This is a genomic window from Streptomyces sp. NPDC021115 (assembly GCF_044333065.1).
Lineage (GTDB): Bacteria > Actinomycetota > Actinomycetes > Streptomycetales > Streptomycetaceae > Streptomyces.
The window spans coordinates 231,432-251,860 of record NZ_JBIRQF010000002.1 but is presented as its reverse complement, the minus strand read 5'-3'; the positions used below and the strand labels follow the sequence as shown (position 1 = coordinate 251,860).

Below are 20,429 nucleotides of genomic sequence, written 5' to 3'. Positions count from 1 at the left end.
TGATAAGGGAGAGGAGTGACCCCTTCGAAGCCCCGTACCTCACTCGCCGTCTTCACCTCCGACCTGCGGCTGCGGGACAACCCCGTGCTCCACGCCGCGCTCCGCTCGGCCGACCGGGTCGTCCCGCTGTTCGTCGTGGACCGCCGGGTGGCGGAGACGGGGTTCGCCGTGCCCAACCGGGTGGCGTTCCTGCGGGACTGCCTGGCCGACCTCGACGCGGGCCTGCGGGAGCGCGGGGGCCGGTTGGTCATCCGTGCGGGTGATGCGGTGGAGGAGATCCGGCGGGTGGCCGGGGAGGTGGGCGCCGGGGAGGTGCACATCGCGGGCGGGGTGAGCGCGTACGCGGGACGGCGGGAGGCGGAGCTGAGGAAGGTGCTGGGCGACGCCCTGCACGTCCACGGCACCGTCCTGACCGCGGCCGAGCCCGGTGCCCTGGCCCCCTCCGGCAAGTCCCACTACGCCGTCTTCACCCCGTACTTCCGCGCCTGGCAGGGCGTCGAACTGCGCAGGCCGCTCGCCGCGCCGCGCGCTGTGCGGGTGCCGTCGGAGGTGCGGTCCGAGCCGGTCGACGCCGTGTCCGCGCTCGCCTCCGGCAGCACCTCCCCCGCGCTGCCCGAGGGCGGCGAACGGGCCGGGCGCCGCCGTCTCACCGCATGGCTGCGGTCCGGCTTGGGCGCGTACGCCGACCTCCACGACGACCTGGCGGGCGACGCCACCTCACGGCTCTCCCCCTACCTCCACTTCGGCTGCCTCTCCCCCGTGGAGCTGGTGCGCCGGGCGCGCGAGTCCGGCGGGCCCGGCGCCGACGCCTTCGTGCGGCAGCTCGCCTGGCGCGACTTCCACCACCAGGTCCTCGCCGCCCGCCCGGACGCCTCCCACGCCGACTACCGCCCGCGCGGCGACCGCTGGCGGTCCGACGACGACGCGATCGCCGCCGTCGCGGCGTGGAAGGCGGGCCGCACGGGCTACCCGGTGGTCGACGCGGGCATGCGGCAGCTGGCGGCGGAGGGGTGGCTGCACAATCGCGCGCGGCTGCTGGTGGCGAGCTTCCTGACGAAGACGCTGTACGTGGACTGGCGGGTGGGGGCGCGGCACTTCCTGGATCTGCTGGTGGACGGGGACGTGGCGAACAACCAGCTGAACTGGCAGTGGGTGGCCGGTACGGGCACCGACACCCGCCCCAACCGGGTCCTGAACCCGCTGGCCCAGGCCCGGCGGTTCGATCCCGACGGCGCGTACGTACGCCGCTGGGTGCCGGAACTGGCCGCCGTCCCCGGCCGCCGGGTCCACACCCCCTGGGCGCTCCCCGCTCCCGAGCGCTCCGCGCTGTCCTACCCACCCCCCATCGTGGACCTGGCCGAAGCCGCCACCCGCTTCCGTGAGTCCCGCCAAATCCGCTGACGCGGAGTCTTCCCCACCCCGCCCCTACCCGACCCGGGGCTCCGCCCCGGACTCCGCTCCTCAAACGCCGGAGGGGCTGAGATATGGCTAATCCCGCCCCAAAGCACGGCCAGCCCCGTGAGGGCCGGGGACGTGACCTGGTTGTGGGCAATCGTTCCGCAGAGGGGGCACCTCCCAGCGGTAGCTGGGGGAGGAACGGGTGGGCACAACCCGGCCACCGGCCCGCACCCGGCGTCGCAACCCCAAGGGGGCCCGGGGGGGGGGCGCAGCCCCCGGTTTCGGGAAGGGGCGGGGTAGGGGAACAGGTACCCCGGTCAGGGGTTGGTTGGGCGGCGGCGGGGGCGGGGGAAGAAGGGGCTGGTGTGGGCTGCGTAGGCGGCGAAGCCCGGGCGGTCGGCCATGTGACGTTCCAGGAGGGCCTTACCGCTGCCCTGGGTGAGGACGTAGGTCATCGCAAGAGGGGAGATCAGGGAGATCGCGGCGGGGTGCCAGGACTCGGCTGCCAGGAGGTACAGCCCCCACCAGACGCAGAAGTCGCCGAAGTAGTTGGGGTGGCGCGTCCACCGCCACAGCCCCTGGTCCATGATCCGTCCCCGGTTCCGCGGGTCGGCCCGGAAGCGGGCGAGCTGGGAGTCGCCCACGGCCTCGAAGGTGAGGCCCAGGAGCCAGAGGGAGGCGCCGAGGGCGGCCAGGGTTCCCGGGGCGCCGGAGGCGTATTGCGCGGCCTGGACGGGGAGCGAGACGAGCCAGATCAGGGCGGCCTGGGCGAGGTAGACGACGCGCAGGGCGTAGAGGTGGCGGTTGCCGGGGGCGCGGACGAGGAGGCGTTCGTAGCGGGGGTCTTCGCCGTGCCCGCACCGCCGTACGCCGATGTGCACGGCGAGCCGTAGCCCCCAGACGGCGGTGAGCACGGTGGTCAGCAGCCGCCGCGTGCCGTCGCCGTGGCCGTCGGAGGCGGCGAAGGTGACGAGGGCGATGGCGGTGAAGCCGAGCCCCCAGGCCACGTCGGCGATGCGGTGGACGCCCTTGGCCAGGGCCACGAGGAAGGTGACCAGCATGACGGTGAGGGCGGCGACGGCGCTGTAGGCCAGGCCCGCTGCGAAGGCGGGCCAGGGGAATGCGGTCATGCGGCTTCCAGGGCGGGGGCGGGGTACCAGTCCGTGGGCGTGTCGGGCATGCCGCTGACGCCCCGCGCGGTGGGGCGTACGGCGAGGATCTGGTCGATGCCCATGCGCCGTTCCTCGAAGGCGAGCGCGCCACCCGCCAGGTAGAGCCGCCACATGCGGGCGTTGTCGTCGCCCGCGAGCAGCCGGAAGGCGTCCCACTGGGCCTCCAGCGCCTCGCGCCAGGCGCCGACCGTGCGGACGTAGTGCTCGCGCAGGGACTCCGAGGAGCGCACCTCCAGTCCGGCGGCCTCCAGCAGGCCGATGGTCTCGCCGAGGGGCCGCATGTGGAGGTCGGGGGCGACGTACGTCTCGATGAAGGCGCCGCCGCCGGGGGTGCCCGCGGCGCGTGACATCTGCTGGACCAGGGCGCGGCCGCCGGGCCGCAGCATGCCGTGCAGGGTGCGGGCGAGCCGCGGGTACTGGTCGTGGCCGACGTGTTCGCCCATCTCCACGCACGCGACGGCCTCGTACTGGCCGCCCGGCAGGTCGCGGTAGTCGCTCAGCACGACCTCGACGAATTGGCCGAGCCCCAGTTCGTCGACCCGTTCGCGCACGAAGTCGCGCTCCTCGGGGACCAGGGTGACGGCGGTGACCTGCGCCTTGTGGTGGTCGGCCGCGTAGAGGGCGAGGGCGCCCCAGCCGCAGCCGATGTCCAGCAGCCGGGCGCCGGGCACGAGCGCGAGCTTGCGGCAGATGACCTCCAGCTTGTCGCGCTGGGCGTCGGCGAGGCCGTACGACGGATCGTGGCTGGTCCAGTAGGCGCAGGAGTACGCCATGGAGGGGTCGAGCAGCCGCTCGTAGAACTCGCTGAGGAAGGCGTGGTGGTGGCTGATGGCGGCACGGGCGCGGGTCCGGGAGTGCGGGGCGCCGCCGAGGCGGGCGCGGCCGCCGGGGGCGGGCGGCGGGGGCCCGATGGCGCCGATGCGGGCGACGCTCGCGGCGGCGCGGGCGCGGGCGGCGAGGGAGACCCGGGGCGGGGAGTCGGCGTGCGCGCGAAGGGCGTGCCACACGGCCCGCAACCCGTCGGTGAGGTCGCCTTCGACGTCGAGGTCGCCGCTGATGTACGCCTCGGCGAGGCCGAGTTCGCCGGGCTGCCACAGCAGCCGCCGCACGGCGCGCGGCGAGGTGAGCAGGACCCGGGGCGCGTCCGGCGGGCCTGCCTCACTGCCGTCCCAGGCGCACAGCCGCACCGGAAGCGGCCCGCCGAGCAGGCGTTCGGCGATCGGGGCGAGGGTGGGGGCCACGTCGCTCATCGGGCTGCCTCCTGGAGCAGGATCTGCTGGACGTCGAGGTAGCGGGCGCGGAAGCCCGCTTCGGAGTAGGCGAGGTAGAAGGTCCACATGCGGCGGAAGGTGGCGTCGAAGCCGAGGTCGGCCACCTGCGCGTCGTGGGCGGTGAAGCGTTCCCGCCACAGCCGCAGGGTCTGGGCGTAGTGGTCGCCGAAGGCGTCGCGGCGGGTCATGCGCAGCCGGGTGTGGCGGTGGGCGCACTGTTCGAGTGCGGTGACGGAGGGCAGGAGGCCGCCGGGGAAGATGTACTTCTGGATCCAGGTGTAGGTGTGGCGGGTGGCGAGCATCCGGTCGTGCGGCATGGTGATGGCCTGGAGGGCTATCCGGCCGCCGGGGGCGAGGAGTTCCTGGAGGGTGCCGAAGTAGCGGGGCCAGTACGCGGCCCCGACGGACTCGATCATCTCGACGCTGACGATGGCGTCGTACTGGCCCTCCAGTTCCCGGTAGTCGCGCAGCAGCAGGGTGATGCGGCCGGTGAGGCCGTCGCGCAGGGCTCGCCGGGCGGCGAGCCTGCGCTGTTCCTCGGAGAGGGTGGCGGTGACGACGTGGGCCCCGCGGAGGGCGGCGCGCAGGGCGAGTTCGCCCCAGCCGGTGCCGATTTCGAGCAGCCGGGTGCCGGGGCCGACCCCGGCGAGGTCGAGCAGCCGGTCGATCTTGCGGTGCTGGGCGGTGGCGAGGTCGTCCCAGGTGGCGGGGAGGCGGCTGAAGAGGGCGGCCGAGTAGCTGAGGGTGGGGTCGAGGAAGAGCCCGAACAGCTCGTTGGACAGGTCGTAGTGGTGGTGGACGTGTTTGGGGGCGGCCTCCAGGGTGTTGTCCTGCCCGGCGGGGTGCCGCGGGGCCCAGGCGCCGCGCAGCCGCTGCGCCCAGCGGGGCACGATGCGGTCGGCGTGTTCGGCGAACACGGTGAGCACGCCGACGAGGTCCGTCGCGTCCCATTCGTGGGCGAGGTACGACTCGCCGAAGCCGATGAGCCCGTCCCGGCCGACGCGGCGGACGAACGCCTCGGGGTCGGCGATGTCCAGCAGCGGCCCGCCCGTGCCGCGGACGGGCCCGGTGCCGTACCGCACCCGCAGCGGCAGCCGGGCCAGGGCCCGCTGGAGCAGCGCCCGGACCAGGGCGTCGCGGGGCCGGGAGGGGTCGGGCCGGTGGGCCACCGCGGGCCAGCGGGCGGCGTCGACGGCCGGGCGGTGGGCGGCGCCGGTGGCGTGGTGCAGTTCGGTCACTCCATGCCCTCCTGTACGGGGTGGCGGGGGCGCGGCTGGAGGGGCAGTCCGCGCAGGTACAGCCGGATGCCCTGGAGCCGGATGTGCCAGCTGACGGCGGCGGTGGCCCAGGGGTGGCGGACGGCGGCGCGCAGCAGGGCGCGCGGGGTGGCGGGGCGGGCCCTGCCACGTACGGTCGCGGTGAACGGGCGGGTGCCGTCGCGCTCCAGGTGGACGGTCAGGGCGAGGGCTTCGGCGGGGCGCGGCAGCCGCATCCGGTAGTCGCCGTCCACGGGGAAGAACGGCGAGACGTAGAAGTCCTTGGCGGTGTCCGCGCGGCCCTCCTCGTCGGGGCGCAGCAGATAGCAGTGGCGTTCGCCGTAGGTGTTGTGCACCTCGGCGACGACGAGGGCGACGGCCCCTGCGCGGTCGTGGCACCAGTAGAGGGTGAGCGGGTTGAAGACATGGCCGAGGACGCGGGCGTGCCCGAGCATCAGCACGCGGCCGCCGGGCGGGGTGACGCCCTGGGCGGTGAGCCAGCGGTCGAGGGCGGCGCGGAGGGTGGGTGCGGTGCCCGCGAAGTGGTCGCGGGGGTCGAAGCGGGCGAGGGCGCGCAGCGGCCGGGGCGGGCGCGGCAGTTGGTCGAGGTCGACCAGCCACAGATAGGTGCGGTGGGTGAAGGCGTGCCGCAGCGGACGGCTGCGGACGTGGGTGATGACGCTGTCGTAGAGGGCGGGCGTGCGGGTGACGGCGGTGCCGTTTCGGTCGGCGGGGCCACGGGGGTGGGTCACCAGCGCACCCCCAGCGCGGCGGCGGCCCGTACGCCGGAGGCGCAGCCGTCCTCGTGGAAGCCCCAGCCGTGGTAGGCCCCGGCGAACGCGGTGACGCGGTCGTTGAGGGTCAGCAGCCACTGCTGGGCGGCGACCGACTCGGGGGTGTAGACGGGGTGTTCGTACACCATGCGGGCCAGCACCCGGCTCTCGTCGACGCGCGTCCCGCCGTTGAGGGTGACGATGTGGTCGCGGGGCGCGTCGAGCCGCTGGAGCCGGTTCATGTCGTAGCTGATGAGCACCCGGCTCGTGGGACTGGCGCAGGACGGCATCCGGTAGTTCCAGGCGGCGCGGGCGCGGCGGCCCCGCGGCAGCAGGGTGGAGTCGGTGTGCAGGACGGTGTCGTTGCGGGAGTAGCGGAAGGCGCCGAGGATGTCGCGTTCCTCGTCGGTGGGGCGCTCCAGCAGCCGCAGCGCCTGGTCGGCGTGGACGGCGATCACGACGGCGTCGTACGCGGCGTGTTCACCGTCCTCGGTGACGAGGTCGACGCCGTCGGGGTGGCGGACGACGGTGCGCACGGGGGCGGAGGTGTGGAGGGCGGAGAGCTGTTTGGCGATGGCCTCGACGTACGTGCGCGAGCCGCCGGTGACCGTTCTCCACGGCGGGGCGCCGGTGACCGCGAGCATGCCGTGGTGGTCGAGGAAGCGGAACAGATAGTGGGCGGGGTAGCGCAGCGCGGTCTCGGCGTCGCAGGACCAGACGGCGGAGACCAGCGGGGTGATGAAGTGGGACACGAAGTAGCGCGACCAGCCGCCGATGGTGAGGAACATGCGCAGGGTGACCGTGTCGTCCGGCACCCGGTCCAGCAGGCGGCGGGCGGCCCGGTGGAAGGCGGGGACCTCGGTGAGCATGCGCAGATAGCGCGCGTTGACGGCGTTGGAGGGGCGCGCGAGCAGCCCGGGCAGCCCGCGCGCCCCTGCGTACCGCAGTCCGCAGCCCTCGCACACCACGGACATGCTCATCTCGGACTCCTGCGTGGAGACGCCGAGTTCGCGGAAGAGCTTCAGCAGCTGCGGGTAGGTGCGCTCGTTGTGGACGATGAACCCGCTGTCGACCGGCCACACCCGGCCGCCGGGGGCCGCCACGTGGTGGGTGTGGGCGTGGCCCCCTAACCGGTCGTCCGCCTCGTACAGCGACACGTCGTGCGTGCGCTGCAGTACGTACGCCGCGGTGAGCCCCGCCACCCCGCTGCCGACGACGGCGATCCGCTGCCGCTGCCCGCCCATGCCCGCTCCTCCGGTCGACACCGCCCTCTCATGGGGGTATTCGGAGCCGGCCGGGGAGCGGTTTGGTCAAGATTTCGAAGCCGCGGCCTCGATGCGGCGGGCGAGCCCGAAGTCGAGTTCGGTGACCTTTCCGCCGACGCTGTGGGTGTTCACCGTGACGGTGACCTTGTTGTAGCCGAGGGTCAGTTCGGAGTGGTGGTCCAGCTCGTCCTGGATGCGGGCGACCTCCGCGACCAGGCCCGCGGCCTGCGGATGCCCGTCGAAGACGTACGTACGCGACAGCCGGTCGTCCGCGAACGACCAGCCGGGCAGCTGCTCCAGGCGCTGCTCGATCTCCGTGCGGGCCAGTGGTTCGACTGCCATGGCGTGTCCCTTCGTGCGTGATGGGCCGGTCGTTCCACCCTGCCACGCGCGCCGCCGCGGTTCGGTTACCTTCGGCGCATGACGACTACCGCGCCGCCCGGGGTGGGCTCGCTGCTGCGCGCGTGGCGGGACCGGCGGCGGATCAGCCAGCTGGAGCTGGCGCTGCGCGCCGGCTCCTCGGCCCGCCACATCAGCTTCATCGAGACCGGCCGGTCCCGGCCGAGCCGGGAGATGGTGCTGCGCCTCGCCGACCATCTCGACGTGCCGGTGCGGGAGCGCAACGCGCTGCTGATCGCCGCCGGGTACGCCCCGCACTATCCGGAGCGGGCGGTGGACGATCCGTCGATGAGCGCGCTGCGCGAGGGGATGGAGCGGCTGCTGACCGGCTACGAGCCGTATCCGGCGCTGGTCGTGGACGGTACGTACCGGGTGCTGGCCGCCAACCGGGGCATCCGCGCACTGCTGGAGGGCGTGGCGGACCATCTGCTCGCGCCGCCGATGAACGCGATGCGGATCACCCTCCACCCGGACGGGCTGGCCCCGCGCATCCGCAACTTCCATGAGTGGCGCGGCCATCTGCTGGACCAGATGGACCGCCAGCTCGCGCTGATGCGCTCCCCTGCGCTGCGCGAGCTGTACGACGAGGTGGCGGGCTATCCGCTGCCCGGGGCGGGCGGCCGGGAGTCGGCCACCGGCGGCGACCATCCGCCGTTCGCGCTGCCGATGATGATCGAGCACGGCGGGCGGGTGCTGTCGTTCATCTCGACGATCGCGACCTTCAACACCCCCATGGACGTGACCGTCTCCGAGCTGGCCATCGAGACACTGCTCCCGGCCGACCCGGAGACCGCCGCCGCCCTGAAGGCGGTCACGCTGCCGTAGGCACCCGGTCCAGGAAGCCGAGGACGGAACGGATCCGGCCGTCCTCCGCCAAGGTGATCACATCGAACCCGGCGACCGGCGCGGTCCCGTCCGGCGCCACCAGCTCCCAGCCGAAGCGGGCGATGTCGTGGTGGCCGTCGGCGCTGCCCAGCTGCCGGAACTCGAAGCCGGGGAACTGCTCGTGCGCCCCGGCGATGACGGCGGCGATCTGCTCGTGCCCGCGCGCCTCGGCCAGCGGGTCGGTGTAGCCGCCGTCCTCGGTCCACACGGCGGCGACGGCCTTGGCGACGGCGTCCGGGCCGGTGGCGTTCCACGCCTCGAAGTAGCGGGCCACGGCGGTGGTGTAGTCGGTCATCTCGTCCCTCTCCCGGGCGGCTTCACGTGGTGGTCTGCCGGGTCCCGGACCGGAGTGCGCCGGCCCGGAACCCGATGTCCTCACTGTGCCGCCGGGAGGAGGAGGGGTCGATTACCGCCGGGGTAATGACCCGGGTCTGCTGTGCCGGGGTCAGGGACGCTGGGACTCGACCAGGGCGATGGCTTCCTCCTTGGTCGCGACCGAGGGCGGCGAGCCCTCCAGCGGCTGGCGGGCGGTCTCCTTCATCACGGCCGAGGCGATGATGCCGACGATCGCCGCGAGCATCGTGTAGTACGCCGGCATCAGGTCGTCGCCGGTGCCGCTGACCAGGGCCTCGGTGACCAGCGGGGTGGTTCCGCCGAAGAGGGAGACGGAGATGTTGAAGGCGATGGACAGCGAGCCGTAGCGCACATCGGTCGGGAAGAGCGCGGGCAGGGAGGCCGACATGACGGCGACGTAGGGCAGCAGACACATGCCCAGCAGCAGCAGACCCGCGAAGACGGAGACGACGTTGCCCTGCTTGATGAGCCAGAAGGAGGGCACCGCGAGGGCGAAGAAGCCGATGGAGCCGGCCATCAGCAGCGGCTTGCGGCCGATACGGTCGGAGAGCCGGCCGACGAAGGTGATGGCCGCCATCATCAGCAGCATCACGATGATGATGGCGACGAGGGCGTTGGTGCTGCTGTAGTGCAGGGTGTCCGAGAGGTACGTCGGCATGTACGACAGCAGCATGTAGTCGGTGATGTTGTACGCGGCGACCAGCGCGATGCACAGCACCATCGCGCGCCACTGGGTGCGGAAGACCTGCCAGAACGGCAGCGTCGTGCGCTCGTGCGCGGCGGCGGCGTCGTCCTCCAGCTTCTGGAAGGCGGGGGTCTCGTCCAGCTTCAGCCGCAGGTAGAGGCCGACCAGGCCGATGGGGGCGGCGACCAGGAACGGGATGCGCCAGCCCCAGGAGTTCATCGCGTCGTCGGAGAGCGTGACGGTCAGGATGGTGACGAGTCCGGCCGCGGCGGTGTAGCCGATGAGGGTGCCGAATTCGAGGAAGCTGCCGAAGTAGCCGCGCCGCTTGTCGGGAGCGTATTCGGCGATGAACGTGGACGCGCCGCCGTATTCACCGCCGGTGGAGAATCCCTGCAACATCCGGAACAGGATGAGGAGCGCGGGCGAGGCGTAGCCGATGGAGTGATAGCCGGGTATGAGGCCGATGGCGAGCGTGCTCGTCGCCATCATGATCATGGTGAAGGACAGCACCTTCTTGCGCCCGATGCGGTCACCGAGCGGCCCGAAAAACATACCTCCCAGCGGCCGTACGAGAAAGGCCACCGCGAACGTCGCGAAGGAGGACAGCACCTGGATGGTGCCACTGCCGCCGGGGAAGAAGACTTTGCCGATGGTGACCGCGAGATAGCTGTAGATCCCGAAGTCGAACCACTCCATGGCGTTCCCCAGAGCGGCGGCTTTGACCGCGCGGTGAACGTCCTTCTCCTCGGTGACCGTGATGTCACTGCGCCGCAGAGGAGGGTTCTTGCGCCGCTTGATGGCGCGGTGGAGCATGGGGTGCCGGACTGCGGCGGGGGCATCGGAATCGGTCAGGGCAGGCACAACTTTTCTCTCTCTTCGTCAGACGGATTCGTGCGCCTACCCAGCGGTTCCTGGTTGATGCACATAACCGGTCTGGAGGTTTCGTGATGGAGTCTGCCGCTCGTGTGTTCGCTCGGCTCAGTACCGACGAGCCGATCACGAAAACCGAGGTTCTGATGGGCAAGGCCGTGGTGCTCGGCGGGAGCATGGCCGGAATGCTGGCGGCACGGGTGCTGTCCGATCACGCCGAATCCGTGGTGATCGTGGAGCGGGACGCGTTACCCGCCACCGCCGCCCCGCGGCCCGGCACCCCGCACGACGGGCAGTTGCACACCCTGATGCACGGCGGGCGGATGCAGCTGGAGCGGCTGTTCCCCGGGTTCGAGGACGAGGCGGGGGCGGGCGGCGCGATCATCTCGTCCCCGTACAACATCCGGGCCTACGCCGACGGCGTCCCGAAGGTGAGCGACGGCACGATGGGGCTGATCTCCAGCAGCCGCCCGTTCCTGGAGTCCCTGGTGCGCCGCCGCACCCTGGCGCTGCCCAATGTGAAGGTCCTCACCTGCCGCGCCCGTGGCCTGGAGTTCCGCGCCGGGCGGGTCAGCGGGGTGCGCTGCGGCGGTCCGGGCGAGGACGAGTGGGTCGAGGACGCGGACTTCGTCGTCGATGCCATGGGCCGGGCCAGCAAGCTGGGCGACTGGCTGGAGAAGGACGGCTGGCAGCGGCCCGCGATGCGGCGGATGGCGATCGGCGTCGACTACGCCACCGGCTACTTCCGGCGCGCCGAGGCCGACCCGGAGCTGGCCGCGGCCATCGCCTACCGGACCCCCACCGCGAACCCGCCCCGGGTGGCGAGCGGCGCGATCACCGCCATCGAGGGCGACCGCTGGCTGATCACCCTGGCCAACTACGGAAAGCAGCCGCCGATCCGGGACATCGCGGAGTTCCGGAAGCTGTGCGGCGAGCTGCCGCCGGTGTACCGCGAGGCGGTCGCGGGCGATCAGCTCGGCGAGATCCTCCCGTACCACCAGGCCGACAGCCGCCGCCGGGACTTCCATCTCCTCACCCGGTTCCCGGCCCGGCTGATCAGCGTCGGCGACGCGGTCGCCTCGTTCAACCCGATCTACGGGCAGGGCATGTCCTCGGCGACGCTGCACGCCTCGGCGCTGTCGGAGCATCTGCGCTCCCGGCCGGATCTCGACTCCCCCGCCCGCCGCTTCTTCGCCCTCCAGCGCGTCGTGGTGGACGCGGCCTGGCAGATCTCCACCGCCGCCGATCTGGCCCGGCCGGATGTGACCGGCCCGTACCCCCGTGGTCACCGCCTCTCCTCATGGTTCGCCGAGCAGATCGCCGACGCCTCGGTGACGGACCAAGCCGTCGCCGTGCGGTTCAACTCGGTGACGTACATGCGCACCCATCCCCGTTCCCTGGCCGCACCGTCCACGCTGCTGCGCGCCCTGCGGGTCAACCGCTCGGCAGGGAAGCCGCAGCGCGAGAAGGGTTAGCCGAATTGTTCGACTCACTGGCCCGGTTCACCTGCCGCCGCAGCAAACTCGTGCTGTATCTGTCCGGAGCGCTGCTGGTCATAGCGGGCGTGCGGGGCGGCGGAGTGATCCAGCAACTGTCCGCCGGAGGGTTCGCCGACGACTCGACGGAGTCGGCGAAGCCGCGCGGGTGATGGACGACAGATTCCGGGCGGGCGCCCCGGACCTCGTTCTCCTCATATCCGACAAACGCGGCGTGGACTCCCCCGCCGTCGCCGCCGCGGGCGCCCGGCTCACCGAGCGCGTCGCACGGGAGCTCCTGTCGGTGCTGCTGGTCATCCGTATCCTGACCCTGTTCACCGAGGTCTCCGCGCTCGCCGGCAACGTCACCACCGGCCTCGGGCTCGGCCTCGCCATCGACTACAGCCTGATCCTCATCAAGCGCTATCGGGAGGAAAGAGGACAGGGGGCGGAGACCGACCGGGCCATCGCCACGACGCTGCGCACCGCGGGCCGCACCGTGCTGTTCTCCGCGGTGACGGTGACCCTGGCGCTCGGGGCGCTGCTGGTGTTCCCGTTCTCCTTCCTGCGCTCGTTCGCGTACGCCGGAATCCCGACCGCCCTGCTCGCCGCGTTCGTCTCGTTCACCTTCCTGCCCGCGCTGCTGAAGGTGCTGGACCACCGCATCGAGAAGGGGCGCATCCTGCGCCGCCGCACCCCCAAGGCAGCAGCCGGGGAGGGCTTCTGGCACCGGCTGGCCACCGGGGTGATGCGGTTCCCGCTGCCGGTCGCGGGTGCCGTCACCGCGCTTCTGCTGCTGCTCGGCGCGCCGTTCCTCGATCTGCGGCTGAGCCTGCCGGACGAGCGGGTGCTGCCCGCCCAGAGCCAGGCCCGGCAGGTCGGCGGCGACATCCGGGAGACCTTCCCGGCGCAGGAGACCCAGGCGCTGAACGTGGTCCTCGACCGCACTCCCGGGCCCGGCGACCGGAACGTGGCCCCGTACGCCGAGCGGCTGTCGAAGCCCGGCGATGTGTCCCGGGTGGACAGCGAGGCGGGGACCTTCACCGACGGACGGCTGGTGCAGCGGCCGACGGACCTGTCCAAGCGCTTCGGCTCCGGCCACAGCACCTATCTGTCCGTGGTGCCGAGCCACCAGTCGCTGTCGGAGGAGGGCCACGCGCTGGTCGCGGACATCAGGGCCCTTCCGTCGCCGTACCCGGTCCTCAACTGCCTGAGCCTGAGCGCCACGCTGGGCGTGCTGTGGGGGTCGGCGGCTGCTCACAGGCGACCATGCACGAGGGCGAGTTAGCTCGATCGTGTGATGGTCGGCTCGTGGGCTTGCGGCACCGTGGGCCGGGCGGGTTAGCGTGCTTATGCGATCTGGGACGCCGGTACGGCGCCAGTGTGGGGCCCCGCTCCACCAGAGGATGGTTCGGGGCCTCCCCGTCGCCTCTGGCCGTACCACTGGCCAGGTCGCTCAGGGAACCGGCCTCCCGGGCCCGGACCACGCACAGGATGCGTGTCGCCGCCCCGGGGCTGAGTACGCCGGGGACCAGTGCGCCCACAACCGTTCGGGGCGTGCGGCTGATCGGGCCCGCTCCCGCTCAGTCCCCAGGAACGGTTCCAGGACGGCCATCTGCAGCTGGTCGGCAAGGGCAACTGGTGGGCCTGCACACCAGAGTGGGCCCACGGGGGAGAAGTAGGCAGGACACAGAGCGCCGGGCGCGTCCGGGGAGATCCCGGACGCGCCCGGCGCTTTGTGGACGCTAGTCGCGGGCGCGCTGGGCCTTCCGCTCCGCCTCGGCCTTCAGCAGGGCGTTCGGCGTGATCTCGATGTACGCGGCCTCCTCGTACACCGTGGCCACCGTGCGGTCGTAGAGCTTCCGGCCCTTGCCGTACGAGTCCACGATGATCTGTGCGGCCCTCGGCTTCTCCTCGTCCGGCAGGATGCGCGCGGTGCACGGGATGACCGCGCCCTTGGGCTTGCCGCGGATGTTGGACGGCGCGAACAGCACCTGGTCGTTGTTGCGCATCCGCCGCACCTTCCAGGAGTCGCAGCCGGTGCGCAGATACGCCCGGCCGTCCTTGAGGCCGAACCACATCGCCGACGGGACGGGGTCGCCGCTGCGCTTGTACGTGACCAGCAGGGCGAACCGGCGGCGCCTGAACTGCCGCAGATCACCGGGGCCGTTCGGGGTGGCCGTGACGTGCCAGGTCACCGGGTCCCGCCAGGAGTCGTACATCCGCAGGAATCGCTGTTCCCACCATTCCTTGCCTAGCAGACGCGGCTTGTTGTCCGAGGGGGGCACGTACGGCCTTCCTTCCTTCTCGGTCAGGGGAGGTCAGGGGAGGTCAGGGGATCAGCACGATGCGGCCCGGGCCGCCGGGGCCGCCCTCGCGGCCCTCCAGCAGGCGGTGGGCCCGCGCCGCCTCCGTCAGCGGAAGTTCGGTGCGGACCCGGCCGCGCAACCGGCCGCTCGCCAGCTCGCGATTGATGGTCTCGGCGGCGTCCGCGAGGTCCGCCACCGAGGCGTTGCTGATGGCGAAGCCGTGGAGGCTGATGTCGCGGGTGTAGACGGCGCCGACGGGCAGCACGGCGCGTGCTCCCATCCCGGCCATCAGGACGACGCGGCCGCCGCACGCGAGCAGCGGGACCGTCGTCTCGAAGTCATGGTGCCCGGAGCAGTCCCAGTGCACATCGACCCCGTCCGGGGCGAGGTCGCGGACCGCGGCGGGGAGGTCCGGGGCGGCACGGTCGAGGACGTGGTCCGCCCCGCACTCACGGCACCACTCGGCGTTCTCTGCGCGGTCGACGGCGATGACGCGCGCCCCGGCCGCGGTCGCCAGCTGGACCACGGCGCTGCCCACGCCGCCGCCCGCGCCCAGGACGAGCACCGTCTCCCCCGCCCGCAGGCGGGCCTCCCGGAACAGGCCGAGGTACGCGGTCCCGGCGGTGTGCAGCACGGCGACCGCGCCCACCGGGTCGGCCCCGGCGGGCAGGGAGTAGAGCCGGTCCACGGGCACGGCGGCGTACTGGGCGAAGGAGCCCTGCCGGCCGTCGTGGCCCAGGCTGTTGCACCACACCCGGTCACCGGGGGCGAAGGACCCCGCGCCGGACTCGACCGTGCCGACCAGGTCGCGGCCGACGACGAACGGGAAGGTCACCTCGGTGGCGTACGCGCCGGAGCGTACGAAGGTGTCCACATGGTTGGCCGCCACCGCCCCGACCCGGACCAGTGCCTCGTCCGGGCCGGGTACGGGACGGGGCAGCGGCCCGGTCCGGATGTCGTCGGCAGCGCCGAAGCCGGTGATGTAGGCCGCCGTCATATCGCCGTTCACTGCACTGCTCTCCCACTCCAGGCGGTCATGCGAGAACGAAGGCGAGCGCCAGTCCCAGACATCCCAGATCGACCGAGCTGAGCCCGATGAAACGCGCCTTTCGCCACTCTTCCTTTCCGGCACCGTAATAGAGCTGGACGGCGTGGAGCACGACGACGGGCACGGCGGTCAGCCCGAGGAGTGGATCGAATCGGGTGGTGGTGAACAGCAGGGTCAGCAGGGTGACGCTGGCGGCGAAGAGCAGGGTGAGGAATACCTTGAAACCGGCGGGCGGAAGAAGCACCGCCATCGTGTACCGGGACACCTCGGCGTCGCCTTCTTTGTCGGACGCGTTTCCGTAGGACACGATCAGCAGGAACCACAGTCCGACCAGGGCGCTGGTGATGAGGGATTCGGTCGTGACGTGACCCGCGATCAGCCAGTAGGGAACCAGGCCGATACAGCCGATGACATAGAAGATGGTGGCTTCGAGGCCGCCGGGCAGATAACTGAGTTTCAGCCCGATCGAATACTGGACCGAGGCGATCTGCCCCACGAGCATCACCAGGACGGCGGCCAGCGGTGCGCTGCCGCCCAGGCTGGCCACGGCGCCGAGCCCGGCGGCGATCGCGACCAGCCACATCACCACGCCGAACCGGACCGCTTCGCCCTCCGTCAGCACCCCGGTGAGCAGCGGCTTCTTGGCGACGGTGGAGGCGGGGCGGCCCGCGTAGTTGCGGGCGTCGCTGCCGTCCCGGAAGCCGCCGAGGTCGTCGGCCGCGCCGCCGCTCCACTGGGTGGCGCACACCATGAGCAGGGTCAGGGCGAGCGCGACCGCGGTGTCGCCGCCGACCCGGCCGTCGAGGCGCAGCAGGAGCAGGGCGAGGATCCAGCCGTAGGCGTGGTGGTAGATCCGGACCTTGCCGAGTTGGACATAACCGATGAGCTTGGTGCCGATCGGTATCTTGGTCGCGCCAGACGTCGTGCCGGACGCGCTGGTGGCGGTCATGGACTCGCTCCCTCAGACGCTCGCGGAAAGGCGCTGTTCGGTCAGCGTTTTCTTCAGCTGCTCCCGCTTGATCTTCCCGGTGACGGTCCGGGGGAACTCGCTGTCGGCGATGATCACGGGCTCGGCCATGGTGGCGAGCCGACGGGACGCCGATTCCCAGGCCCTGCGCCGGAATTCGGCTCCGGGCCGCAGGGAGAGGACGGGCTGGAGGGCGCCGTCCATCTCCAGGACGACGAGTTCGAGGAATTCGGGGAACTTCTCCAGCAGGATGTCCTCGATGCCGATTCCACTGATGGATTCGGAGACCTTGTCGACCTGGCGGTCGATCAGGGTGATGCGTCCGGTACGGGATTTGGTGCCCCAGTCGCCGGTGTCCCACCAGCGCTTGTCGGGGTAGTTCTTGGACGTCAGATCGGGGCGGTTGATGTATCCCGAGAACACGCCGGGGGTCTGGACCACCATGCGCCCGGGGGTTCCGGCCGGTACGGGCCGCCCCGAGTCGTCGACGATGCGGACCCGGCAGAACGGGAAGCGGGGCCCGGCCGGATGGCCGCGCAGCAGCTTGGCGCGGCGCAGTCGGCGCAGGGCGCGCAGCGGCTTCTGGGTGCCCTTGAGGTGGCTGCGGATGGCGATGGGCCCGGTCTCGTTCTGCCCGTAGACCTCGACGCACACGGCGAAGCGGTGGTCCGAGCCCTTCAGCAGGGCGCTGACCGTGTCCGGGTGGATGACGTCGAATCCGGCGCCGAAGAAGCGGATCGAGCGGAACGCGCCGCCGGGCGCGAGGTGCTGCCAGGCGCGGAAGGTGTTGGGGTGGGTCTCCAGATAGGTGGGGCGGTGCCGCTTGAGCATCCGGTCCACGTTGTCCGGGGAGTCGTCCTCCAGGAGCAGCAGCGGGGCCTTGCGCATGAGGGCGGCGAGGATGCCGACCACGGTCCGGCCGTGGACGGGCGAGATGGCGAGGGCGAGATGGCCGTCCAGCCGGGACAGCCAGTGGATGACGGCCTGGACGCGGGCGTTGAACTGGATGCTGGCGCTGGAGCATTCGGCCAGCTTCGGGGTGCCGGTGGTGCCGGAGGTGTGGACGACGACGTACGCGGCGTCGGAGGCGACCTCGCGGGGCCGGGATATCCGCTTGTGGTCCGGGAGTTCGGCGGCGATGTCGCGCCAGTCGACGAAGGTGCCGATGTCCGTGAAGGTCTTCTCGCTCTCCGCGAGCCGGGCGTCGGTGGAGATGACGGCGGTGATGCCGGAGACGTTCTCCACCATGGAGGCGACGACCGGCCCTGAGAGGGTCGGGCTCATCAGGATGGGCACGGCGTCGAGGGCGGTGATGGCCGCGTAGGCGACGATGATGTCGGTCGGGGACTCCAGCCAGACGACGCACCGCCGCCCCGGCTCGATGCCGTGGGACCGCAGGGCGGTCGCGCCGCGGGCGGCGGCGTCGGCGACATCGCCCGGCCGTACCTTCTCGTCCTCGGCCGTGACGGCGATGGGCTGGTGGTCGACGATCCAGGGCTCGGCGTCACTGGGCAGACTCAGCAGCTTGTCGAAGATCAAGGGTGGGCCTCTTCTCGGAATGTTCCGGACAGCCGGGGCGCCGGGGGCTTACCGGGGGACGAGTTCCAGCAGTTCGTAGACCACGGGGCCTTCGGGCTCGTCCACGGTGGTGGAGTCGAGGGTGATCAGCCGCTGGTGCTCGGCCGCCGCCAGCTCGTCCAGTTCGGCGCGGCCGGCCCGGCTGCTGAGCGCGATCAGCACCCGGCCGCCGGGCGCGAGGTGATTCCCCGCCTCGCGGAAATACCGCTGGTGTGCCTCGTATCCGGGGTCGACATAGGCCAGTTCATGCGCGCTGAGATCGAGTTCCGGCGGCGCCCACACATTGTTGGAATGCCAGTAGACCACGTCGAACGGGGGCGCGTCGTGGAGCGCGTCGAACAGATCGCTGTGGGTGCTGGTGACGCGGTCCGCGACGCCGAAGCGCTCGGCGTTGAGTTCGGTGTTCTTGACCGCGGCCGGATTGAGATCGGTGGCGTGGACTTCGCGGCAGCCCGCGAGGGCGGCATGTACGGCGATCAGTCCGATGCCGGAGCCGATTTCGAGGAAGGTGCCGCCGGCCGGGAATTGCAGCAGGGACAGCTGGGCCAGGCTGGATTTGGAGTCCGCCGGGGAGAACACATCCGGCAGCAGGGTCCATTCCATGCCGCTCAGCTCGATGTCCGTCTGCTGGCGTACTTTGGCCCGGCTCGCCTCGCTCCGGCTCAGGGGCTGGGTGTAGTCGTACATTCAGCGCTCCGCAGGGGTCGTCGCGTAGTTCTCGATGTCGAAGCGGGCCAGGCCGTTGCGCAGCCTCTTGGTGGACCATGGCCAGGTGACGAAGTTCTTGCCCTTTTCGTCGAGATAGACGCTGGTGCATCCGCCGGTGTTGTAAACGGTCGAGGCGAGGCCGCGCTGCACCTCGTCGTTGAACGAACGGAAGGGCCCGGGGCGGATTTCCAGGGTGTCGATGCCCTGGGCACGTGCGGTGCGTATCGCGTCCACGATGTAGTCGAGCTGGGCCTCGGCGAGGGCGAGCAGCGAGTTGTACATCACGATGTTCGGGCCGAGCAGCATATAGGCGTTGGGCAGGGCGGGCAGGGTGGTGGCCCGGTATGCCTCGGGGCTTTTCGCCTTCCACGCCTCGGACAGCACTTGGCCGTCGCGCCCGCGGATACGGGACGCGATCGGCGGATGGCGCATCTCGAAGCCGGAGCCGAACACGATGACGTCCACCTCGACCCGGTCGCCGTTCGCCGCGATCAGCTCCCGCCCTTCGACGGCGTCGAGGGCGTGCGGGAGGAGCCGCACGTTGGGCCGGGTCATGGCCGGGAGGTAGGTGTTCGACAGCAGCAGCCGCTTGCAGCCGATGGTGAAGTCGGGGGTCAGCTGGGCGCGCAGCTCCGGGTCCGGCACCTGGCGCCGGAGGAGGCCCCTGCCGACCGGGGTGAGCAGCCGGGCGACGCTCCCCCGGCGCATGACCAGGGCGAGCGTCTTCAGGAAGCCGTCGCACGCGCCGCGGAACAGCCGCTGGGTGACCGGGACGTGCCGGAAGAGCCGCTGGACGGGCCTGGGGACGCGGAAGTCGAGCCGGGGCATCACCCAGGCCGCGGTGCGCTGGAACACGTACAGCTGCCGCACCTGCCGCTGGATCTCCGGCACGATCTGGATGGCCGAGCAGCCGGTGCCGATGACGGCGACCCGCTTGCCGGTGAGGTCCACGCCGTGGTTCCAGCGCGCCGAGTGGAACGTCTCGCCCGGGAAGCCGTCCAGCCCGGGCAGGGACGGGACGGTCGGCTCATGGAGCAGTCCGGAGGCGAAGATGACGTGCTGGGCGACGTAACGCCCCTGGCTGGTGTCGAGGATCCAGCGGCGGCGCTCCCCGGACCAGGCGGCCTCCAGCAGCTCGGTGCCGAAGCGCAGTGCCGGGGCGAGGCGGAATTTGTCCACCGTGTCCTCGATATAGGACAGCAGCTCGGGCTGGCCGACGAAATTCCTGCTCCAGCCCGGGTTGGGGTGGAAGGAGAAGGAATAGACCGGCGAGGGGATGTCGACGGCGCATCCCGGATACGTGTTCTCCCGCCAGGTCCCGCCGACCCGGTCGGACTTCTCCAGGACCAGGAAGTCCGTGATGCCGCCGCGCCGCAGTTTGACCGCGGCGGCGATTCCCGATAATCCCGCGCCGATCACGATGACATGCGCGTGCTGTTCCCCGGCCGGGGCCGGAGTGTCGTCGTCCGCCGATATCGCCATGGGTTTCCCCCTGTCGTCGAACTACGCGGTCGTCGAACTCCGCGCGGGGCACGCCCCGAAGGCTAGCCGCTCGTGCTTCGTTCCAGAATCTGCTTGCTCAGCCGCAGTTCCCGCTCCACCGATCCGGGAAGGGTGCGCCGCAGCACCGGATCGAGCATCCAGCGGGTGACCGGGTTGAAGTCGAAGGAAATCATCCGGGTGGCCCGAATCCCGCCGTCCACCGGCACACAGGAGAACCGGGCGCTGAACTCGGCCATCCGGTGATTGAACTTGTTCAGCGGCAGCGGCGCCAGCCGGATGTCGATGCGCTCACCCGGAGTGAGCCGCATCTGGGCCACGGCCTTGGGCTCCGGAAGACGCAAACCGGGCAGCTTGGGCTGAAACTTGAACTCGATGAGATTGCCGCTCCTGCGCACCCAGGAGATCGGTCCGACCTTGTCATCGACTTCGACGTAGCGTTCGATGTCCATCACGAAGTCGAGGAAGGCTTCCGGTGTACAGGCGATTGTCTGTTCTTTCTCCACCTTGACCATG

Annotated in this window: 20 protein-coding genes; 5 read left to right on the top strand and 15 right to left on the bottom strand. The window is 71.4% G+C overall.

Features of this window, described 5'->3' with window-relative positions; all coding sequences use genetic code 11:
- The first annotated feature begins 15 nt into the window (after nucleotides 1–15).
- Nucleotides 16–1,401, top strand: coding sequence for a cryptochrome/photolyase family protein (locus ACH4TL_RS06855; RefSeq protein ID WP_398310800.1), 1,386 nt, complete (start codon nucleotides 16–18; stop codon nucleotides 1,399–1,401).
- Nucleotides 1,402–1,715: 314 nt separating this feature from the next.
- Here ACH4TL_RS06855 and ACH4TL_RS06850 read toward each other — a convergent pair whose 3' ends face one another.
- The 6 genes from ACH4TL_RS06850 to ACH4TL_RS06825 form a co-directional block, all read right to left on the bottom strand.
- A complete protein-coding gene (locus tag ACH4TL_RS06850) occupies nucleotides 1,716–2,528 on the bottom strand; it encodes a DUF1295 domain-containing protein (RefSeq protein ID WP_398310803.1) in 813 nt (270 codons plus the stop codon).
- Nucleotides 2,525–3,820 carry a class I SAM-dependent methyltransferase gene (locus ACH4TL_RS06845; RefSeq protein WP_398310806.1) on the bottom strand — a complete coding sequence of 432 codons (1,296 nt, stop codon included), beginning with the start codon at nucleotides 3,818–3,820 and terminating at the stop codon, nucleotides 2,525–2,527. The genes ACH4TL_RS06850 and ACH4TL_RS06845 overlap by 4 nt, the downstream gene beginning before the upstream one ends.
- Entirely contained in the window at nucleotides 3,817–5,079 is a 1,263-nt protein-coding gene (locus ACH4TL_RS06840; RefSeq protein ID WP_398310809.1) for a class I SAM-dependent methyltransferase, read from the bottom strand. The genes ACH4TL_RS06845 and ACH4TL_RS06840 overlap by 4 nt, the downstream gene beginning before the upstream one ends.
- Nucleotides 5,076–5,849: a DUF1365 domain-containing protein gene (locus ACH4TL_RS06835; RefSeq protein ID WP_398310812.1), complete on the bottom strand. Its 774-nt coding sequence runs from the start codon at nucleotides 5,847–5,849 to the stop codon at nucleotides 5,076–5,078. Before ACH4TL_RS06835 ends, ACH4TL_RS06840 begins: the two co-directional genes overlap by 4 nt.
- Nucleotides 5,846–7,114: an NAD(P)/FAD-dependent oxidoreductase gene (locus ACH4TL_RS06830; RefSeq protein WP_398311610.1), complete on the bottom strand. Its 1,269-nt coding sequence runs from the start codon at nucleotides 7,112–7,114 to the stop codon at nucleotides 5,846–5,848. Before ACH4TL_RS06830 ends, ACH4TL_RS06835 begins: the two co-directional genes overlap by 4 nt.
- A gap of 66 nt (nucleotides 7,115–7,180) precedes the next feature.
- Nucleotides 7,181–7,477, bottom strand: coding sequence for a 4a-hydroxytetrahydrobiopterin dehydratase (locus ACH4TL_RS06825; protein ID WP_398310815.1), 297 nt, complete (start codon nucleotides 7,475–7,477; stop codon nucleotides 7,181–7,183).
- A 78-nt stretch (nucleotides 7,478–7,555) separates the two neighbouring features.
- Between ACH4TL_RS06825 and ACH4TL_RS06820 the strand changes: the two genes are divergently transcribed.
- The gene (locus tag ACH4TL_RS06820) at nucleotides 7,556–8,359 is read left to right on the top strand and encodes a helix-turn-helix domain-containing protein (RefSeq protein WP_398310818.1); all 804 of its coding nucleotides are present in this window, start codon (nucleotides 7,556–7,558) and stop codon (nucleotides 8,357–8,359) included.
- Here ACH4TL_RS06820 and ACH4TL_RS06815 read toward each other — a convergent pair.
- Nucleotides 8,346–8,714 (bottom strand): nuclear transport factor 2 family protein, encoded by a 369-nt coding sequence (locus ACH4TL_RS06815; RefSeq protein ID WP_398310821.1) that lies wholly within the window; start codon nucleotides 8,712–8,714, stop codon nucleotides 8,346–8,348. The two genes, ACH4TL_RS06820 and ACH4TL_RS06815, sit on opposite strands and share 14 nt — an antisense overlap.
- Nucleotides 8,715–8,864: 150 nt before the next feature.
- The gene (proP, locus tag ACH4TL_RS06810; RefSeq protein ID WP_398311612.1) at nucleotides 8,865–10,271 is read right to left on the bottom strand and encodes a glycine betaine/L-proline transporter ProP; all 1,407 of its coding nucleotides are present in this window, start codon (nucleotides 10,269–10,271) and stop codon (nucleotides 8,865–8,867) included.
- 152 nt (nucleotides 10,272–10,423) lie between these two features.
- On the opposite strand from proP, the gene ACH4TL_RS06805 reads away from it, so the two are divergent.
- The 3 genes from ACH4TL_RS06805 to ACH4TL_RS06795 are packed head-to-tail and all read left to right on the top strand — an operon-like array spanning nucleotide 10,424 to nucleotide 13,091.
- Entirely contained in the window at nucleotides 10,424–11,803 is a 1,380-nt protein-coding gene (locus ACH4TL_RS06805) for an FAD-dependent oxidoreductase (RefSeq protein WP_398310823.1), read from the top strand.
- A gap of 5 nt (nucleotides 11,804–11,808) precedes the next feature.
- Nucleotides 11,809–11,976: a hypothetical protein gene (locus ACH4TL_RS06800; protein WP_398310826.1), complete on the top strand. Its 168-nt coding sequence runs from the start codon at nucleotides 11,809–11,811 to the stop codon at nucleotides 11,974–11,976.
- Nucleotides 11,976–13,091 carry an MMPL family transporter gene (locus ACH4TL_RS06795; RefSeq protein ID WP_398310829.1) on the top strand — a complete coding sequence of 372 codons (1,116 nt, stop codon included), beginning with the start codon at nucleotides 11,976–11,978 and terminating at the stop codon, nucleotides 13,089–13,091. Before ACH4TL_RS06800 ends, ACH4TL_RS06795 begins: the two co-directional genes overlap by 1 nt.
- Nucleotides 13,092–13,548: 457 nt before the next feature.
- Here the strand turns inward: ACH4TL_RS06795 and ACH4TL_RS06790 are convergent, their stop codons facing one another.
- The 7 genes from ACH4TL_RS06790 to ACH4TL_RS06760 form a co-directional block, all read right to left on the bottom strand.
- Nucleotides 13,549–14,091 (bottom strand): PPOX class F420-dependent oxidoreductase, encoded by a 543-nt coding sequence (locus ACH4TL_RS06790; RefSeq protein WP_398310832.1) that lies wholly within the window; start codon nucleotides 14,089–14,091, stop codon nucleotides 13,549–13,551.
- A 43-nt stretch (nucleotides 14,092–14,134) separates the two neighbouring features.
- On the bottom strand, nucleotides 14,135–15,109 hold the full coding sequence (locus ACH4TL_RS06785) for an NADPH:quinone reductase (protein ID WP_398310835.1): 975 nt from the start codon (nucleotides 15,107–15,109) through the stop codon (nucleotides 14,135–14,137).
- A gap of 37 nt (nucleotides 15,110–15,146) precedes the next feature.
- The gene (locus tag ACH4TL_RS06780; protein ID WP_398310838.1) at nucleotides 15,147–16,109 is read right to left on the bottom strand and encodes a UbiA family prenyltransferase; all 963 of its coding nucleotides are present in this window, start codon (nucleotides 16,107–16,109) and stop codon (nucleotides 15,147–15,149) included.
- A 12-nt stretch (nucleotides 16,110–16,121) separates the two neighbouring features.
- Complete coding sequence (locus ACH4TL_RS06775; protein WP_398310841.1) at nucleotides 16,122–17,666, bottom strand: class I adenylate-forming enzyme family protein; 1,545 nt, start codon at nucleotides 17,664–17,666, stop codon at nucleotides 16,122–16,124.
- Between the two features lie 48 nt (nucleotides 17,667–17,714).
- Entirely contained in the window at nucleotides 17,715–18,392 is a 678-nt protein-coding gene (locus ACH4TL_RS06770; protein ID WP_398310844.1) for a methyltransferase, read from the bottom strand.
- On the bottom strand, nucleotides 18,393–19,895 hold the full coding sequence (locus ACH4TL_RS06765; protein WP_398310847.1) for a flavin-containing monooxygenase: 1,503 nt from the start codon (nucleotides 19,893–19,895) through the stop codon (nucleotides 18,393–18,395).
- Nucleotides 19,896–19,957: 62 nt separating this feature from the next.
- Nucleotides 19,958–20,428, bottom strand: a complete 471-nt coding sequence (locus ACH4TL_RS06760) for an SRPBCC family protein (RefSeq protein ID WP_398310850.1) — start codon at nucleotides 20,426–20,428, stop codon at nucleotides 19,958–19,960.
- Nucleotide 20,429 lies beyond the last annotated feature (1 nt).

Excerpts from the sequence above, each read along its gene's own strand:
- ACH4TL_RS06850 (WP_398310803.1), bottom strand. The coding sequence starts at position 2,528 with ATGACCGCATTCCCCTGGCCCGCCTTCGCAGCGGGCCTGGCCTACAGC.
- ACH4TL_RS06820 (WP_398310818.1), top strand. The coding sequence starts at position 7,556 with ATGACGACTACCGCGCCGCCCGGGGTGGGCTCGCTGCTGCGCGCGTGG.
- ACH4TL_RS06785 (WP_398310835.1), bottom strand. The coding sequence starts at position 15,109 with ATGACGGCGGCCTACATCACCGGCTTCGGCGCTGCCGACGACATCCGG.
- ACH4TL_RS06830 (WP_398311610.1), bottom strand. The coding sequence starts at position 7,114 with ATGGGCGGGCAGCGGCAGCGGATCGCCGTCGTCGGCAGCGGGGTGGCG.
- ACH4TL_RS06765 (WP_398310847.1), bottom strand. The coding sequence starts at position 19,895 with ATGGCGATATCGGCGGACGACGACACTCCGGCCCCGGCCGGGGAACAG.
- proP (WP_398311612.1), bottom strand. The coding sequence starts at position 10,271 with ATGCTCCACCGCGCCATCAAGCGGCGCAAGAACCCTCCTCTGCGGCGC.
- ACH4TL_RS06760 (WP_398310850.1), bottom strand. The coding sequence starts at position 20,428 with ATGGTCAAGGTGGAGAAAGAACAGACAATCGCCTGTACACCGGAAGCC.
- ACH4TL_RS06815 (WP_398310821.1), bottom strand. The coding sequence starts at position 8,714 with ATGACCGACTACACCACCGCCGTGGCCCGCTACTTCGAGGCGTGGAAC.
- ACH4TL_RS06845 (WP_398310806.1), bottom strand. The coding sequence starts at position 3,820 with ATGAGCGACGTGGCCCCCACCCTCGCCCCGATCGCCGAACGCCTGCTC.
- ACH4TL_RS06795 (WP_398310829.1), top strand. The coding sequence starts at position 11,976 with ATGGACGACAGATTCCGGGCGGGCGCCCCGGACCTCGTTCTCCTCATA.
- ACH4TL_RS06770 (WP_398310844.1), bottom strand. The coding sequence starts at position 18,392 with ATGTACGACTACACCCAGCCCCTGAGCCGGAGCGAGGCGAGCCGGGCC.
- ACH4TL_RS06825 (WP_398310815.1), bottom strand. The coding sequence starts at position 7,477 with ATGGCAGTCGAACCACTGGCCCGCACGGAGATCGAGCAGCGCCTGGAG.
- ACH4TL_RS06780 (WP_398310838.1), bottom strand. The coding sequence starts at position 16,109 with ATGACCGCCACCAGCGCGTCCGGCACGACGTCTGGCGCGACCAAGATA.